The organism is Vibrio sp. 1F255, from assembly GCF_041439145.1.
Taxonomy (GTDB): Bacteria; Pseudomonadota; Gammaproteobacteria; order Enterobacterales; family Vibrionaceae; genus Vibrio; species Vibrio crassostreae_C.
Genome location: NZ_JBGONQ010000024.1, coordinates 1 through 18,812, shown reverse-complemented (window position 1 = coordinate 18,812; position 18,812 = coordinate 1). Strand labels below are relative to the sequence as shown.

At 44.7% G+C, this 18,812-nt stretch carries 12 protein-coding genes and 1 pseudogene; 4 read left to right on the top strand and 9 right to left on the bottom strand.

Annotated features, from left to right (window positions below; genetic code table 11):
* Nucleotides 1-83: 83 nt before the first annotated feature.
* Nucleotides 84-374, top strand: coding sequence for a putative quinol monooxygenase (locus ACED41_RS14060; protein WP_017062602.1), 291 nt, complete (start codon nt 84-86; stop codon nt 372-374).
* A gap of 231 nt (nt 375-605) precedes the next feature.
* Here the strand turns inward: ACED41_RS14060 and manA are convergent, their stop codons facing one another.
* The 4 genes from manA to mngA all read right to left on the bottom strand — a co-directional run bounded on the left by manA (nt 606) and on the right by mngA (nt 7,818).
* Nucleotides 606-1,793, bottom strand: a complete 1,188-nt coding sequence (gene manA, locus ACED41_RS14055; protein ID WP_017070588.1) for a mannose-6-phosphate isomerase, class I — start codon at nt 1,791-1,793, stop codon at nt 606-608.
* Between the two features lie 2 nt (nt 1,794-1,795).
* Complete coding sequence (locus ACED41_RS14050; protein WP_371725147.1) at nt 1,796-2,962, bottom strand: glycerate kinase; 1,167 nt, start codon at nt 2,960-2,962, stop codon at nt 1,796-1,798.
* A 45-nt stretch (nt 2,963-3,007) separates the two neighbouring features.
* Nucleotides 3,008-5,647: a mannosylglycerate hydrolase gene (mngB, locus tag ACED41_RS14045; protein ID WP_371725146.1), complete on the bottom strand. Its 2,640-nt coding sequence runs from the start codon at nt 5,645-5,647 to the stop codon at nt 3,008-3,010.
* Between the two features lie 236 nt (nt 5,648-5,883).
* On the bottom strand, nt 5,884-7,818 hold the full coding sequence (gene mngA / locus ACED41_RS14040; RefSeq protein ID WP_371725145.1) for a PTS 2-O-a-mannosyl-D-glycerate transporter subunit IIABC: 1,935 nt from the start codon (nt 7,816-7,818) through the stop codon (nt 5,884-5,886).
* A gap of 317 nt (nt 7,819-8,135) precedes the next feature.
* Here mngA and ACED41_RS14035 point away from each other — a divergent pair, with 317 nt between their 5' ends.
* The 3 genes from ACED41_RS14035 to ACED41_RS14025 all read left to right on the top strand — a co-directional run bounded on the left by ACED41_RS14035 (nt 8,136) and on the right by ACED41_RS14025 (nt 10,925).
* On the top strand, nt 8,136-8,852 hold the full coding sequence (locus ACED41_RS14035; RefSeq protein ID WP_010430026.1) for a GntR family transcriptional regulator: 717 nt from the start codon (nt 8,136-8,138) through the stop codon (nt 8,850-8,852).
* 232 nt (nt 8,853-9,084) lie between these two features.
* Nucleotides 9,085-9,981 (top strand): hypothetical protein, encoded by an 897-nt coding sequence (locus tag ACED41_RS14030; RefSeq protein ID WP_371725144.1) that lies wholly within the window; start codon nt 9,085-9,087, stop codon nt 9,979-9,981.
* A gap of 191 nt (nt 9,982-10,172) precedes the next feature.
* Nucleotides 10,173-10,925 carry a DUF481 domain-containing protein gene (locus ACED41_RS14025; RefSeq protein WP_017069133.1) on the top strand — a complete coding sequence of 251 codons (753 nt, stop codon included), beginning with the start codon at nt 10,173-10,175 and terminating at the stop codon, nt 10,923-10,925.
* Between the two features lie 88 nt (nt 10,926-11,013).
* Here the strand turns inward: ACED41_RS14025 and ACED41_RS14020 are convergent, their stop codons facing one another.
* The 5 genes and pseudogenes from ACED41_RS14020 to ACED41_RS14000 all read right to left on the bottom strand — a co-directional run.
* On the bottom strand, nt 11,014-14,091 hold the full coding sequence (locus ACED41_RS14020; protein ID WP_371725143.1) for an efflux RND transporter permease subunit: 3,078 nt from the start codon (nt 14,089-14,091) through the stop codon (nt 11,014-11,016).
* Entirely contained in the window at nt 14,078-15,415 is a 1,338-nt protein-coding gene (locus ACED41_RS14015; RefSeq protein ID WP_371725142.1) for an efflux RND transporter periplasmic adaptor subunit, read from the bottom strand. Before ACED41_RS14015 ends, ACED41_RS14020 begins: the two co-directional genes overlap by 14 nt.
* 194 nt (nt 15,416-15,609) lie before the next feature.
* Complete coding sequence (locus ACED41_RS14010) at nt 15,610-16,803, bottom strand: outer membrane protein transport protein (protein WP_371725141.1); 1,194 nt, start codon at nt 16,801-16,803, stop codon at nt 15,610-15,612.
* A pseudogene (locus tag ACED41_RS14005) lies at nt 16,793-18,046 on the bottom strand (lipase); the annotation flags it as partial. The gene ACED41_RS14010 and the pseudogene ACED41_RS14005, both read right to left, overlap by 11 nt.
* A 57-nt stretch (nt 18,047-18,103) precedes the next feature.
* Nucleotides 18,104-18,812: IS5 family transposase (locus ACED41_RS14000; protein ID WP_371725140.1), on the bottom strand; the 709-nt coding region annotated here is incomplete at its 5' end.

Genomic DNA, 18,812 nt, shown 5'->3' with positions numbered 1-18,812 from the left:
ATTGGATTTCAGAACTCTTTCTTCATTCTGAATTTATACTTATATTACTCAAACTTACCGAGTTTAAAGCGAAGGAATTGAAAATGAGCAAACTGACTATTATTGCAACGATCGTCTCTAAAGAAGACAAAACTGAGCTTGTAAAAGCTGAGATGATTAAATTGATCGATAAAACCCGTGTTGAAGACGGCTGTATTAACTACGATCTGCACCAAGATAACAGTAACCCTGCTCACTTCGTTTTTCATGAGAACTGGGAGTCTGAAGTTCATCTAGAGAAACACTTAGCGAGCCAACACATCGCTGACTACATGGCTGCGACTGAAGGTTGTATTGAAACCTTTGTGCTTAATAAAATGACGCACATTGCCTAACCAGTCACTCAGTACTAATTCAATAAAAAGCCCTGCTCTGATCGCAGGGTTTGTCTTTTCTACAAGCTTATATCTGCTCATTCTAATAATGAAAAAACCCGCCAGAGTAGCGGGTATGGTCAATAATCATGACTGTCAAAGACAGATAGGTAACAACCATCAATCCAATATTGAGTACCACTTTACAGTGGCACTCTGACATTTCTTTTGCTGATCGCTAGCACGGGGGCACTAGTTAAAAGCACGAGCCAAAATGCCATTCCCTTGATATTGGTAAACACTTGAATTACTACTTACAAAGACCGATTCTCCGGGCTTAAGAGAAACTGACCGCCCTTCTGAAGTGACGGTCGCCTCTCCTTCCACACAGAACAAGATCTCCGCGCTACGTAGATACTGTGACTTGCTCTCATCAGTCGCAGACAAGATATCAAAGCCAAAGTCATCCACTGGAATCGGATAACTCATCTTGCCCTCTTTCAATACAGGCTTAAGGCGGATATCTTCTGGCTTAATCGGCTCAAAGATTGTGTTGTCGATAAGCTCAGGGACATCGATATATTTGGGAGTGAGACCGGCACGCAGCACATTGTCTGAGTTTGCCATAATCTCTAAACCCGTACCTTGAACATAAGCATGTGGGGTTTCTGCGAACAGGAACATCGCTTCACCGGGCGCCAGCTCAACCGTGTTAAGCATTAATGGCGCAAATAAGCCAATATCACCTGGATAATGCTGTTTGAATTCGATGCTGTATTGAAGAGCTTCACGCCCCATGACCGTTTTGGCTGGTCGCGCATGTGCAGCATAAAGCTCATTAAGCGCAGACGCTTTGCGGTCACCTTCAAGAGACATAATGGCGCTAAAGAACGACTTCAAAGAATCACTGTCGGCATTGGCTTTTAGTACATTAAGCTCAATCGCTAACGAAGGAATATCCGCTTCTTCGAACAAGGCAATAATGTCGTCGATTGGACGAAAGCCATTCATCGCTTTGTAGAAGGTCAACGCATAAACCAACTCAGGTTTATGGTTTGGATCTTTGTAGTTGCGATTAGACGCATTCAAAGGGATACCAAGTGCATTCTCACGCTCAAAACCTAATTCTGATTTTCGCTTGTTCGGGTGAACCTGAATCGATAACGGTGTTTCAGCGGCCAACACCTTAAACAAGAAAGGCAATTCACCGAAACGTGCCGCCGTGTATCCGCCTAAGACATCGATTTTGTTTTCATCAATCATGTGAGAAAGCGATTCACCGGTATCGCCTACCTTTGAACAACCATTTGGATGAGCACCCATCCATATTTCTGCTTGAGGTTCCTGGTTTGGGTTCACAATACCAAACAATTGGTTAATGGAGTCTTTGCTTCCCCATGCGTAGTTTTGAATAACGTTGTCGAGTTTAAATAGAGACATAATTACTTCTCATTAAAAATCTGGCTACCAAGCTTGAGCGTGGCGGCGATATTACGGGCAGTGCGAGTCAGGTTTTGATTCGCTTCTGATAAAACTTGGTCTAAAGACTGAGGTGAACGTACGGTTCCAAATAAGCTAGACATTGAGCCGTAAAGTTTTTCAACGTCTTGCCCCAAAGAGCCCGCAATTCCAATGGTTGGAATACTCAACTTTTGAGCTCGCTGAGCGATGCCGAAAGGTGTTTTACCTTTCAGGGTTTGGTTGTCCATCTGCCCCTCTCCGGTCACGACCAGTGAAGCACCTTCAAGAACCTTATCTGCATCCAAGGCATCTAATACCATCTCAATACCCGCTTTAATTTGGATATTGAATGCAAGACTTAACCCCAGAGGTGTACCACCAGCAGCACCAAATCCAGCTGTGTCGCGATGATTAGTACCCGTATGTGCTTGAGCGATATCGGCAAAGTGCCCGATCGCAGTATCAAGTTGTTCAACTTGAGCTTTTGATGCGCCTTTTTGCGGACCAAACACAGTACTGGCTCCGCTTTCGCCACATAATGGATTATTCACATCACACGCGACCACGAACGTCACTTCTTTGCATCTAGGGTGCAGTCCTTCAAGATCGATGCTTGCTAACCGGCTTAATTCGGCGCCGCCACCCGATAGCTCGTTGCCTTGCTTGTCTAATAACTTGCCTCCCAACGCTTGTAAGATGCCAGCACCTGCATCATTGGTTGCGCTGCCGCCCAAACCAATAATGATTTGTTCAACACCTTGATCTAGTGCATCTTTGATCAATAGCCCAGTACCAAACGAAGATGCGGTTAACGGTGCTCTTTCTTCTACGGTTAATAGGTCTAAACCCGATGCTTGAGCAAATTCCACCAAGGCAGTTTTTACGTTGGCGCCATCAACAGTCTGTTCCAACGAAGCCCAATAAGCCGTACATTCACGCCCGATTGGATCCGTCGTGTGCAGCCGTTGCTTCTTACCATTGAGCGCCTCTAGCAACACGTCTACCGTGCCTTCTCCGCCATCGGCGAGTGGCATTTTCACAAACTCTGCGTAAGGGAAAACATCGGCAAATCCACGCTCAATGCAAGACGCAACTTGATGAGCGTCGAGTGATTCTTTAAATGAATCAGGGGCAATTACAATTTTCATTGTCGTTCACCATTCCCGCCCACCAAGGTGAGCGGGTTATCGAAATTAGAATTTGATTTGGAATGTTTTTGCTTGGCAAGGTGCTATCTGGCCGAACTCTTCAGATGCTACATCACCTTCGCGTACGCGCTCGTCCATGCTTGTCTCTTTCCAGCTTGAAACCGCTTGAGTAAAAGAGATTGAATCCGATACTGAACCCGATTCTGCCGGGTTGTAGACACGCATGATCAGTGCATCTTCGTCTTCCGCTTTCTTCAGCACACTCAACACCGCGCCTGATTGTTGCTTAGACAGAAGGCTAAAACTCATAGGTAGGTTCTGCTCACCCACGTTGAGCTTCATCGCGTTGTAAGGGATCTTGTTGTAGCATTCGATTAGAGTGACATTGTCACGTGCTTGCGCCATGATGTTCGCGTCAATATGGTTACCAGAGAAACCGCACAACGTGAATTCACACACTAACTTACCGCGCACTTGCGAATCTGGTGTCGGAATCTTGATGCCTGATGGGCGGCCTGGGCGAAGCAATAGCTCTTCTTTACCCAACACGCCGATACCACGGAACAGTGTCAGTGCGAAGGTATCTCGGTTTTCGTCACCTTGAGATGCAATCACCTCAAATTCACGTAGACCATTCGACATAATCGCCATGCCCGCTTTGCCGTTTTCTAATGCAGCGAAGTTCATCAGTTGGTAAACCGGAACCGGTGCTTCTTTCCACTTCTCTTCTTCCCAAACCGCCATAGCAGGGTCATTGGTTGGTCGAGTAATACAACCGAACTGGTTATCTGCTACCACAGTTTCAGAAATAAATGGCGTTGGTACTAAGACACGTACACGGTGGTCGTCGGCTTGGTTGTCCAATTCCATACGGACTTCGATGCGGCGAGAACCTTGCTTCAATACCACTTGGCATTGCGCTTCAACGAATCCATTTTGACCCGTGCGTTCTTCACGCTCTGTAAGGTTTGCTGGCACGTTCATGCGGAAAGCGATGTTTGCTACCGATTGGAAACCTTGGTGGTCAATTGATGTTTCTACCGGGAATTCATCAGAGTACAACAGCCACTCTTGACGAGATGGAGAGTAATCGTACTCATCGCCGTCATCAGAACCATCTTCTAAACGAAGTGCTTGGTCGAATACTTGCTCTGTCTCTTTATCGAAAATAGTCAGAGTACCGTTGTCGTTTACATTAATTCGGTAGTATTCGTTCTCTAGCAAGTAGTCTTTCTGCTCTGCGACTTTAACTGCGCCCTTCTCATTACCTTGGATGTGTAACGTGGTGAAACCCATCGCTGGCACAGTGCGTTTGATTTGAATATCAAACTCCATGAAAGGGTCGTAGTTGCCGTAGTGAACGATTTGACGGTCTACTTTACCTGGGTCGATTTGGCGCTTGTCTTGGATGGAGTATTCAACTGGGTTTTCGTTTTCATCAAAGATAGAAAATTCTTGAGCACGGATAGTGATGGTTGTGTTCACCACTTCTTCACGCTCATACGGAGAAAGGTTAAACATCGCCAGTTTGTCGCAACCTTCGCGATCTGGCATGTGGTCAACAATCTTACGCTTGTAGAAGTGGATTAGGTTTGTCGCCATGTCGTCCGCAAGGATGTAACGGTTTAGGATTTCAGCGTGTACCTTGTCTGAACAACAGCAACCAATAGAGTCATGAGCATGGTTCTTCATGCTCTCTTTCCACATTTTCTCAATCAAACCGTGGTGATATTCGAAACCTAATGTCCAAGCGATAGACGCTAGAGGTTCTAGGATGTTTACAATCTTGTTTTCGATTTCCGCATGGATCAGTTTGATGTCCATACGTGTTGACGAAATCGTGCGGTGAACACGCATGTATTTACCGTCGTTGAATTCGCCTTTGATTGTGTCGAGTTGGTCGCGCGCTGCTTCTACTTTCTCGAATACTTCTTCAAAGCGACTCATTGAGAACTCGCGATCTGGGTAGATTTCGCGAAGCTTGTCCATTACTTCAAAGATGTCTTTTTGAATCGGCATTTGGTCGTGGCCGTTCGGTAGCAAGATATCTTTAGTCACCGATGGCTTTTCTAGCACTGGGAAGTACTTATCTAAACGAGCACGCAAGCCTTCTTCGTCTTGTGGAAGGTATTTACCAATCGCGTAACCCAGCGGAAGCACTTGTGCCGTTACTTCACTGCCGTCATTAGACTGCCATAAGAATTCTGTTTTGTTGGTGCCATGACGCTCTGAACAACCACGCCAGAACATTGCACGCGTGATGTCGAAGCCGTTGTAGATCATTGGCAGCTGTGAGCTCATGCTGAATGAATCTGGTAGGTAACCAATCTTCATTGCATCGCCAAACTTCATACAGTCACGAATACCATACATCATGTTGCGTACAATTGACTCACCAGAGACTTGCATTGTGTCGGTTTGAGAATACCAAGGGCCAATAATTAACTTGCCCGCTTCAACCAATGCTTTTACGCGCTCTGTGTTTTCTGGTTTGATTGCGAAGTAGTCTTCTAAAACGGCGGTTTGACCATCTAGAACGTAGTATTTGTATTCTGGATCGCTCTCCAGACGGTTCATGATTTCTTCCATGTTGTTCACAAGAAGAATACGAGACTCTTCTGTTGTGAAATACCATTCACGATCCCAGTGCATGTGAGGAGTAATATGTACGCGTGATGTAGTCATAATCATTTACCTAAATGTGTCGCTTCGAGTAAAACTAAAGTTCGAACCCAAATACGACTAAATTAAAGTTTTTCAAGGGGTTAAAATTGTCTGCCACTAAATTTAGGGTGCAGAAAACCACGCCCAGAATCTGTGTGAATAAAACCGTTAGGAGCACAGGTATTTAGGACAGCCAGTTGTTTGTTATTTTTTATATATTGATTTCGCAGTGAGTTAGGAGCTAACTCAAAATTCAGTTAGTTCTGTGTTGCAGTACTTGCTTCAAACTTACCCTTTTTTACAGCGTGACCACGCCACATCAGAAGAGTAACAGTTGAAATCACTGTGCCGACAATCGCAGCACCGAACCAGATTGCAGCAGCAGAGAATGCGCCCAAACCTGAATCGTGTAACAAGAAGATAGAGAAGATACCTGCACCCGGAGTCGATAGACCAATACCTGCCGCGCCAACCATCGCACCTGTAACCACTGATCCTAGTAAGAATGAGCCGATTACACGGATTGGATCTTCAATCGCCATTGGGATTGCACCTTCGGTAATACCCGCAAGGCCAAGTAGCCATGTCGATTTACCGGTTTCAATCTCAAAGTCTTTGAATAGGCGTGGAGCAATCATGGTTGAAGCCGTTACAGTGAACGCCGATACCATTTTTACTGAACCAAAGATTGCGTAAGGGCCATAAACACCGTTCGCCATCGCACCTAAACAGAATGCGTAAGCGGCTTTGTTTACCGGACCACCTAAATCGAATGACACAAACAGACCAAGAATCGCACCCAATAACAGCGCATTGGTGCCTGACATACCGTTCAACCAATCCGTTAGACCTTGGTTTAGAAACGCTACCGGTTTACCGATAACAAATAGCATCAAGCTACCCGCTACCAAAGTACCAATCACAGGGTAAAGGTAGAAAGTAAGGAATCCGTTAAACGCAGGACCTAAGCGAACATGCTCTTTTACCCAACGCATCACATAACCAGCAATCAAACCACCAACAACACCGCCTAGGAAACCAGAGCCAATGATGTTTGCTGCAATACCTGCGGCAAAACCAGGGCCAAGTGCGGGCTTGTCTGCTAGTGAATAAGCTGTGTAAGCCGCCAGTACTGGCACCATCAATGTACCCAGTAGGCCGCCACCTAGTTTGCGATACATCCATAGCCAAGAATCTTTTGTTGCGTAAAGATCTTGCAGGTCAAAAATTTGTGCGATAAGAACAGCAACCGCAAGAACAGTACCACCAGCAACGATCAGAGGAACTGCGTAAGAAATACCAGAAAGCAGTGCTTGTTTAAGCTCAGTTTTCAGTGGCAACTTTTTAGGCTTGTTGTCAGTAGCCACTGTGCGTTCTGCACCATTACCTTTTTTCGACTCTTCAATCGCTTCATTAAGAATGCGCTCACCGTGTTTAATCGGTTCTGCAACTGGTGTTTCAACACGAGGAATGCCGTTAAAGCGCTCAGATTCTTTAATCGCAACTTCAGCAGCAAAAACACACGCCACAGCATTGTTAAGTTGTTCCGCAGTTAAGCGATCTTCAATACCGTTTGCGCCCTGCTTTTCAACATGAACCTTGTAGCCAAGCTTTTTTCCCGCTTTTTCTAGGTACTCAGCCGCCATATAGGTGTGAGCAATGCCTGCTGGGCAAGCAGTAATACATACAATTGTCGGCGCATTTGTATCTAAGTTGTCTTGTTTTTCTTCTTGTTGATTGTCGCTATCAAGAAGCGCAAAGATTTCTTCAGCGGTTGTCGCTTTTAATACAGCTTCGCGAACATCGTCATCAACCAATGTAGTTGTCAATGCAGTAAGCAGATGCATGTGGGTAGAACCCGCTTCTGCATTTGGAATCGCAATTAGGAAGATAAGATTTACATCTTCGTCTTCATCCAAGCCTTTCCATTTCATGTCTTCTTTAAGCGTTGCTACAGCGAAGCCAGCTTCTTTAACCGCGTCAGTCTTGCCATGCGGTACTGCTAAGCCTTCGCCAAGCGCTGTCGGGCCTTGCTCTTCACGAGCAAATACTGCATCAAGGTACTCTTGCTTGTTATGCAGTTTGCCTTGCTGATCCAGTTGGTCAGCAAGTGCGTAAATCGCTTCTTCTCGACTGCTAAACGTAGTTTGCAGATTTACGAGCGACTTATTCGTTAGAGTAGTAAGTTTCATAACCTTTGTCCCATAGTCACGGATTAGTACGACAGTCGTCCCTGTCGACGAGAAGAATAATACAACTTCAAGACATTTAATCCGTGATCACGATCTCATCAATACATATTTGTATTTAATTTGTATTTAAATCGTATTGGTAAATCCTTTAAGAAAGCTTGTTATGTATCGTTTAATTTGTATTATATGTACTACAAAACGCCGATACGACGCTCACACTAACCTTTAAAGCAAGGCTTATATAGAGCAAATTTACGTATTTAAGGTACAGGTTGTTAATCAAAGTCTAGTTGTCCTAGCGCACAAATGAGGCAAAAATGGCAAGACTCCCTATGTATCGCCAAATCGCCGATGCAATAAGAGAAAAGATCAGTTCTGGAGAATACAAAGTTGGTGAAGCACTCCCAACAGAAGCGCAATTGCGTGAAGTATTCTCGGTAAGCCGTGTAACGGTTAGGCAAGCACTGAAACTACTGATCGAAAACGATGAGCTTGAAAGCGTTCAAGGCAGCGGTACTTACGTCAAAGAGAACAAGATCAATTACGACATCTACAAACAGTCGAGCTTTCAAGAAAAGTGGGCGCATTTGGATGTGGTTACACACAGTGATGTTCTAGCCTTTGAAATGAAGCCCTGTTCTTTGGCGATGTCTGAACATCTAGATATTAAAGAAGGCGAATTAGTTTTCTACGTAAAGCGTGTTCGCTTCATAGACAACAATCCAATCACGGTTGAAGAAACTTGGTTACCTGTTGCCCTATTCCCAGATCTCACCTATCAAGTGATGCAGACATCAAAGTACGACTTTATTGAGAACACCAAAGGCATGGTGATTGATAGAAGTGAGCAAGAACTGGTGCCGATTCTTCCGCCTGAAGACGTTGCTAAACAGTTAGGGATTGACCCAACTCAGCCTATCATTGAAAAACGTACTCGAGGTTACCTCGCCAATAACACAGTGTTCGAGTACAGCCGTAACTACTTCACATCTAACGATTACAGATTTACTTTGGTCGCAAGACGCCAGAGATAATACTCATCAGCAAGTTTCTATAACAGTAGATGACCAACACAGAGAGCGCCTTGTTCTCTGTGTTTCTGTGCTGTTAGATCAATAATGAACCCAACTTTCTCCCCCCAAATATTCCTAAATCAATATCAAGTAATCTCACGAAAGTTCATTCACATTCATTTAAATACTGTTCTCGCGCTTTGACCATAAACTAGGCGCCAAATGACAAGAACAACCGTCGACAGGAATGTAGATGAATACCAAACAACTTGAGAACGCGGTTAGTGAAGTAAGCTTATTCAATCAGCACCTCCACTTAATCCAATCCGTCCATACCATTCCGACACCAAAAGTAAATTGGGAGTCGATTGCCATGGAACCTGCGCCTGCAATGCCAACGGTTCGCTTCGATCATAAAGTCAAAGCCATAGAAGCGCTTGATGAATACAAGCCATACTGGCTAGATATTCTGTTGGGTAACAAGTCTAAGTTTCACACCCTCACAAGCAATGTCGAGCGAGCAGCAGAAAAAGACATAGAGCAATATAAAACGGAATTTGTACATTGGGCTCAGAACTACAGCTACTGGGTAAAAAGCAATCAGTTATCGAAAGGCGTTTTGAATAACGATAGCCAAGCAAAGTTGTCTGCCCTTTCTAAAGCTCAGCAAAACCTGATGAACGTAGCGGTGGTCGACACCAAACTGATTAACCATAACTTCAATACCTATAAGAATGGCCACCTGTTAGAAATCAACATTCAGGTTAATAAGCACAACGTGATCCCTAAAGAAAAAAAGGTATTGTGCCAAGGCGAAGTAAAGCGTGAAACGATGTCTCTTTCTGAAAGCAATACCTTATATCGTGAGTACGTGTGCAGCTGTATTCTTAAATGTGCGCAAGATGCTTTCAATGTCTTACCCGAGACGAGCGTCTTGGTCAACGTTGAACAGATTTCAGCAGATCAATCGAGCGAAACCATCGTTTCATGCCATGTAGAACAAGGACTACTCGAGTTCTTATTAATCGAAGACGATAAACCCTCTGAGACACTTGAATTCTTTGTCCACATTGAAGATTTTAATCCTCATCGAGGTAATGGGTTCTCAGCGATAAAAACGATCTTTTCGCCTTTGCCTATTGCGTCGTAACTCACTCGCATTTTCGATTCAATCATTGACGACTCTTCACGACTAACCTTGCGTTCATCGTGTTCAATCACCTTATATACCAAACCATTATGTCGACACACGCTATCTCACAAACAACGCGCCCATTAACCAACACAGTTTCATACACACGATCCTTAATAAAGCTACCTTTAGTTCTAATCGCTATCTCTATGCCCGTATTTGCCGAAGAAGTTGAAGAAGTAGAACTCGAGGGCGACGTCGTATTAAGCGAAGGTTCTGACTTACAAGAAGAAGCTCAAGAATCCCCTTTTACAACCCTGACCAAACTCGGGTTTATCTACTCACAAAACACCAGCTCATCTTTGTCGATCAACTCTGGAATCTCTGTTGGATACAAAAAAGAGAACTGGGGCCAACGAGTTCAGTTTGATACCTACTATACCGATGCTGAAAACGATGAAGACGGCACCAATCGCTATACCACCAACTATGGCATCAGCTATGACTTGAACGAAGTCACCTATTTGGTTGCAACAACACGTTTTGAACACGACCACTTTGGTACTTATCGTAAGCAATTTATAACGGCTACAGGATTGGGTCGCCACTTTTATGATACTGAAAGAATCAAACTTCAAGGCTCTGCTGGTCCGGGTTACCGAATCAGTCAACGGCAATCCTCCGATGAAGAGTTCCCGAACAAAGAGAACTATGAACTAATCGTGAATGCCAGTGTTGATGGCTCTCTGACGATCACAGAAACGTTTTCTATGTGGGCAACGGCTAACATGGCTTACGGTGAAGAGAACACCAATTACAACCTCAAAGGCTATCTAAAGAACATATTGATGGGCAATTTAGCTCTGACTTTTGATACCGAATACATCTACAACACCACTGTTGCATCAGACCAAAGTAACGCCGAAATCTACAGCTCAATGAATCTAAACTACGACTTCTAACCGCTCTCCTCACTTAATCTAGCCCACAACAGCAAAAGGCCCTCACAATGAGGGCCTTGAAGTATCTAGCTAAACCTAAAACATCTCGCTACGCTGGTTTAGTTCTCAATCGAGTCAACAAATCCATTTGCTTTAGGTTCGCCATACCGACATACGCGACTGGCACTAAGAACAATGAGAAAAAAGTTCCGACAGACAAGCCACCGACCAGAACCAAACCAATATTGATTCGACCTAAGGAACCCGGGCCATCCGCCAGTGCCAATGGCAATGAACCGAGGATCATCGTCAGTGAGGTCATCAAGATTGGACGTAACCTTGAACGTGCACTGCTGATCGCCGCTTCTTTCGCACTCGCGCCAGATTTGCGTTTCTCGTTGGCAAACTCCACCAGCAAAATACCGTGTTTGGTCACGAGACCAACCAGTGTCAGCAATCCTATCTTCGAGTAAATATTGAGGCTTTGACCAAATACCGACAGTGTCAAAATCGCACCCACGATACACAATGGTACCGTCAGCAAGATGATCATTGGGTCAACAAAGCTTTCAAACTGCGCGGCCAATATCAAGAAGATGAAAATCAACGCTAATACGAACAGCACTTGTGCGCCCGCGGTTGAATCAACTAAGTCTTTTACAATTCCATTGAATTCGTAGCTCTGCGCCGGTTTCAATAAGCTTGGAACCGTATCATCAATGTAGGCTTTCACATCACTCGCCGTGTATCCGGGCATCAAATCTGCGGTAATTTCAGCGCTGTCTTTACCCATGAACGTCTTAAAGTTAGATTCCGATGTCACTTGTTTGATTGATACAAACTGAGACAAAGGAAGCCTTTGCCCCGACTGTGAATCCACATACAGCTTATCGAGAACCTTAAAGTCGCCGAGATCCTTTCGGTTAACTTGAACTTGAATGGGGTATGTATAACCGTCATCGGCTTGCAAATCTGCCGCTTTCACAGAACCAAGGAAGGTCGATAACGCGTTGGTTACGTTACTGTAATCAACACCAGACAACACAATCGCATTACGGTCAATCGACAAGTCATAACGTAATTGGTCGCGTAACATCGAATTATTAATGTTGGTCACGCCCTCATAACCCTCAAGCGCCTCAACGACCTCACTTGCGGTTTCAGACAGCACCGAGGTGTCGCGGTTAACCGTCGTCAGCTCAAGGATCATATTGGTCGCTATGCTTAAGTTATCTGCCGAGCGAACCTTGAAAGACATGCCATAAGCAGAGACCGAACTTTGCGCTTTGGCGATAAACTCGTTTACCAATTCATCCGCTGACTGATCACGCTCACCCCAAGGTTTCAAAAGAACGTGATTAGTCGGAGTCCCTTCGATGTAAGACAAGTTTGCCTCTACCGAACGATCACCTTTGAACACACTGTTAAGTTGCTCGTTGTTGTCTAGGTGATACTGACGACCTACCCCTGTTGGTGGCGTTGAAGTCACCTCGACAAAACCAGTGTCTTCGGTTGGAAGCAACACTTGAGGCATTGTCCAAACCGCTAAGGCCGATAAAGCGATCAGCACTAAAGCAATACCACTCATCAGAGCCTTACGATCAAACCATTTGCCTAACTCTTTCGTGTATAAATCCGATAACACATTCAGTTTCGCATCAACTTTTTGATACCACTTCGCCGGGGTTGATACTGGCTTCATTAAGTAAGCACTCATCATTGGTGAGAGCGTTAACGCCACAAACCCAGAGATGATCACCGCTGCTGCAAGCGTGAACGCGAACTGCCTGAATAGATCGGCGGTTAGGCCTGCCATCAAGCCAATTGGTAAGTAAACAACGGCCAAAGTCAGCGTCATCGCAATCACTGGAAATACGATCTCTCGACACCCTTTAATTGCAGCATTGAACGGCGTTTCACCCTCTTCGATATGACGGTAGCAGTTTTCAGCCACAACAATCGCATCATCAACCACCAAACCAATGGCGAGAATGATAGCGAGAATCGTCAGTACGTTGATGCTAAATCCAAGTAAACGCATGACGGCAAATACGCCTATTACGCACACAGGAATGGTGATAATAGGAATAGACGCCACACGAACTGAACCAAGGAACAACACGACAACGGCTGAAACCAGAACAATCGCTTCAACTAAAGTCATGAAGCCTTCGTCAATTGCAGTTTTAATAAAATCAGCTTGGTTGTAGACCATCTTCATCTCAATGCCTTCAGGCAACTGAGGTTGAATCACGTCTATTTGCTTCTTAACCTTATTGGCAACCGTCACTGGGTTTTCACTTTTCAGTGGCAGTACCTGAATCGACATAGCTAAGTTGTCGTCAACACGAAGAATACTCGGTGTAAGGCTCTCCTCACCCATTTTTACTTCAGCAATATCGCCAATGCGAATGATTTTGCCGTTATCGACACGAACCACCAAATCTCGCACATCATCAACACTGGTCACTTGGTTGACTGGGTTAATGGAGAAATCTCGCACCTGACCTTTGATAGTACCCGCGGTAAATGTCGCATTGTATGAGCTTAATGTTCCAACCACATCGGATGCACTCATATTGAGCGCCATCATTCGATCTGGTTGTAACCACACACGCACCGCTTTTTCACTGCCACCATACGGCCCCCAAATCCCCCCCACACCTTGTATGTGCTTAAACTGGGGCACAACTTGCTGGCTAATGTAGTCATACATGTCTTGCTTAGACATCTTGCCGGTATTCACAAACGTGATGATGTTACTCGGCATACTGGTATCAGAAGAGTCATCCGTTACCGTTGGCTTATCCGTCATACTCGGAGGAAAATCACCAATCGCTTCAACACTGCTACGCAGGTTGTTCATCAAGCTGGTGTATTCGACGTCATTAATGTCATCTTCAAAAATGATTTTTAGATTACACGTTCCTTCCTGACAGTCGGTCGTCATGGTTTTCACGCTGTCTAAGCCTGTTGCCGCCGTGATCAGTTTATCTGCCACATTGCGCGACATGAACTCAGCGCTCGCGCCATTGATCGCCGCGGTTACAGTCGCCGACGGTGTTTTATGTTCAGGAAAGTATTGGATTGAGAGCTTTTGAAACGACAAAAGCCCAAGCAAAACAATGGTAATACTCAGAACAGACGCAAACACAGGGTGCTTGATACAAATCTCAGGAAGCTTCATTCAGATTCTCCTTTGTTACGGCTTCCTTGCTTTGGATTTCCTTGCTGTGAGTTTCCTGGCTTTGGATTTCGCTCGATGATTGCTCAGCGGCCGCATTAGTTTCCGCACGCTCGTTATTTTCGTTGACCGCTTCGTCTACACCTTTTGTTGCTTCCGTCCAATCAACCGAAGGCTCAACCGGATGTGCTTCATCAATCTGTGTTTCGGTCTTTTCTACCTCGGGCTTAACGGTCTGCTTAGTGACCACTTTATCTACCGGCTCCGTTATTAACTCAACCGTTTTCTGCTCCGCATTAGGGTTCATTACCTTAACTAGAGACGCTTTCTTTAGGTTCTGCTGTCCCGTCACTACGACCTGATCACCCAGTTTCAATCCGCTTTCTACAACGACATACCCATCGTTAGTATTCACGCCCAATTCAACAATGCGTTGCTCGATTTTTTCGCCATTCACAATCCATACAAAACGTTGTGTATTTTTTGCTTGAACGGAATTTTGGGAAACCACCATTTGAGTCGTGTCTTCGCTCGTCATTTGGCTTACTTTGGCAAACATGCCCGGAACTAAGCGATGATCTGGATTGGTCACGTGCGCGTGTACTTCTACGCGACCTGAACTCTCATCAACCGTGGGGGCAATGTAATCCACCACACCAGAAAACGCTTCATCGACAAAAGCATCAACTTGGATAGAGACATTCTGCCCAAGTTTTGCGTTGCCTAAATCCGATTGTCCAATGGAATACTGAACTTCGACAGGATCGAGTTTAATCAAACTCACCAACGCGGTTGCGCTATCAATCTTACTGCCCACTGAGTGGGTGAAGTTAGTTAACTGCCCATCAAATGGTGCTACCAATAAATAGTCATTCATCAGCGCTTCTTTCTGACGGAAATCAGCTGCGGCTAGGTTCGCCTGTTCGCCCAGTTCTTCCACATCTTGTTGAGACATAGAGTCAGGCTGTTTCTTTAGTAATTCTTGTACTCGCTTTAATTTCGACTTTGCTAACGCTAGAGAGCTTCTTGCTTTGTCTAAATCGGCTTTCGCTTTGGTATTGTCCAGTTGAGCGATCAACTCGCCTTTTTTAACTGAATCTCCATCTTTGAAATGGATGTTGAGAATTTTGTCGGAGGCACTGAATGTCAATGCAGCAGAATCCGTTGCCCTGATTTTGCCAACCTCGTTGATTGAAGATGTGAATGCTTGTTTGTGCGCTTTTTCGATAGTCACAGGAATCAAGTTTGAGTCTTGGGCAAACGATGGAGAGATATGTAAGGCAAACAGTGCCAAACAGATTGTTTTACTAAGCTTTGTAAATTTCATTTTTAATAACCATAACCGTTGAATTCGTCTGAATTAAAACGTTTTTCTAAGCAGCTATTTCTTACTTAATGAGCTTCCAGCTATTTAAATAATGCTAAAACAGCTAATAATGAGAAAAGGGCTCAACTCACTGTCGAGCCCTGCAATTTTTATATGATTCCTAAATTTTTACGTTCTGAACTCCAAAGTAAAAGTTAAAAACGATGCTGATACTGAACACCGAGCAAGAGAGCATCGGCAGTCACATCAGCAGTTATATTGGAACTAGTTCCTGGGATCGTCGTCAGGCTTTCGTCAATATCTTGTGATTCTCCGATGATAAATCCGACACCAATGTCCACAGAACTGGCAGCCGTGAAGTTATATGTCCCTCCGACCGTGAGCCAATGACGGTTAACATCAGGAATTGATAACGATGTGAGTTCGTCAGTTGGGGAAATGTCGTACATGTAACCCGCTCGTAGAACGACGTCTTTCGACATAGTGTACGTACCACCGACGGAAATATGTCCTGCATCTTTCCATTGATACTCTTTAATTGAGTCGTCATAAGAGTCAGACGTTAATGAATCAAACTCAGACCAATTCACCCACTGCAGGCTGTAGTGAAAAGCCCACTGTTCGTTGAGCTGGTGCCAACCGGAAAACTCTAGAGTGTCTGGTAGAGGTACGTTCATCTTGTCGGCAGGGACACCGCCTTTGGTAATGTCACCTTCCACTTCGATATCTGGGCTGTAACGGTAACTAATACCAAACTTGTTATGTTCGTTGACTTGGTAAGTCGCACCAACATTTGCACCCAGACCGAAACCGTCTGCATCTACATTTAACAAGTTTTGACGGTATATCTCACCCTCACCGTAGATAACATCTAGCCCTGCGCCCAAATTGATTTTTTCAGATAACTCGTAAGCCACAGCGAAACCAACATTGATACTGGAAAGCGCTGTTTTCCCTCCGAACTCATCCGCTTCGAACGACTCGTCAAACTCAACATCAGTACCGAAATTGGAATGGACTGTTGCGCCCAAGGTAAATTTCGAATCTTGAATTGAGTGAACATAATGAATGTTTGGGACTAGTGTCCCTGCGTCCAATGATTGGTCATCTAACATTTCAGTATCACCAATCATTGGTGTGTAGCTAACACTCGACACATCAATACCACTATCGATATAGATAGCGCCGACAGAGAGTGTTGGTTGCTTTATGTAAGCCATCGCAGCGCTGTTCTTAGCCACAATTGCCGCACTATCGGCCATAACAGCATCACCCGAGAATGCACGGCCTAAACCCGTTGCTGATTGTGCGTTAAGTTGGAATCCTGCGGCGTTTGTTAAACATGGAATGAGAGCAGCTGCGGTGCCCAATATGAGTTTATTCTTCATCTTGACGCACCTCTGTTTCGATATGGTCTTCGTTATTAATGACAACAAGCGAACCGTCAGTCATCACCATCGAAGCAACAGCTAATTGTTGGGTTGTCACGGCTTCACGTACATCTGACATATTTCCGCCTGGCATACCCGGTAGGCCATTTTCATCAACGGGGCCTTCATACGGGAATAAGTACGTACCATGTCCACCGGTTGTCGTTCTTATGACTCCACCGAGTTCGATCTGATCACGCTTTGTACCCGTTCTTGGGTCTAAACCAAGGGCAGTAATTAAGGGCTCAGTGCCAGTTCGAATATTATTTGGCGCGGTATTCGGAATTACGCTGTCTGGCACATAATCAACGCCAACGTCACAGGTTTCGCCGCAATCTCCAACTGCAGCTAACAAAAGAGTCGGTTGCTCAGCCTTAACTTGACGAGAGATGAAACTAGCAGGGTCTGCACTATCAATTGTTGCTTGAACTCCTTGTTTAAGGTCGGTAACAACTAAATCGAAGATGTCGTTCTCTAGCTGATTAACAAGCAGCGCGTTATCAGATGAAAGCTCTACAAACTCTCTAAGTGCTTCAATACATTGTTGATTCGTTGCTTCTGTTATGCATGTATCTGGTATGACAGTTTCAGCAATGCCACGCTGAACATTAGGAGACTTCTTAACACCTTCAGACATTTCAGGGCCTAAGGTTTGAGAAGACAGAACCAAGTTGGTTAGCCCCTGCCCCGGAACAACAAAGTTCACCGTATTGAATTCAAAATTAGGATTAGTATCCGAGTGAAAATCAGGGCTTGCTTGACTAAACTCACTCACCATTACCGACATGATCCCACCCAACGATTGTCCGATTAGATGAACGTTATTGTTATCAACCCAACCTTCTTGGCTCAACGCATAGCGTAGACCCAGAAAATCAGAAACAGACTGCTGGAGGTTAGAACGAAGCGCTAAAGGGGAATCAATATTGATGAAGAAGGCTTTGTTTGCTCGGGCACTAATTTCCACGTGCTCAGGGCTTGAGTCATAACGTATCCGCTCACCGTGATATGGCATATCGATCGCAACCACGGCATAACCTTTATCAGTATATTCCGCAGCCATTAAAGAAGCAGTGCCGCGCTCTGCTGTAACACCATGAATAAAAATAGCGACAGGTAACCCTATAAAACTATTCCAGTTAAACTCTTTTGGTACGTATATATCTGCCGTCACCTCAAGGTCTTCTGTCTTTTGAGGCATTGGATGGCTTTGTTTCCTAATTGGATCTCAGATAGAAACGGCCAGTATGGGTGATTATTAGGCTATTTCTATCGTTTTAGGCATACCTAACCCTGTGAGCTTATTCAACGCTTTAATCATGGCGTAGGTTTCACCAACCTGAGCATTATAGTTTCTTAAACTTAATCGCCCACCAAACAGTGTCTTTACACGGAACATAGCCGTCTCTGAAAGTGACCGTTTATGGTAACCGTACTTCTTTTTCCAATGTTTATTTGAGCCGTATAATTTCTGGCAAGCTACCGCCAGATTACGGGGGTGACCTCGTAACCAAAAAGCAGCACCTTCTCTCGGTGGAATAAGTGGAACAGCTTGTTTAATACGTATTGCTTCGTAGCATTGTCTTGTATCGTAAGCTCCATCACCAGATATCTCATTGATTCTACGACGAGTTTGATTCAGTAAATTAGGAAGAGCTTCACCGTCAGTGACATTCGATAAACTTAACTCAGCCGCAATGATTTCATGAGTGCCAGTGTCTACGGCTAAATGGAGCTTACGCCAAACTCGACGCTTCCCGTCAGTACCATGTTTTTTTACTTTCCATTCACCTTCACCGTAGACCTTTAGCCCTGTTGCATCAATGGCTAAATGCTGTATTGCGCCTCGGGTCTTTGTCTTGAATGACACATTAACCGTTTTGGCTCGTTTACTGATGCATGAATAATGAGGACATGACAACGGGAGTTGAGCGAGTTTGAAAACAGAATCGATGAATCCTTGTAAC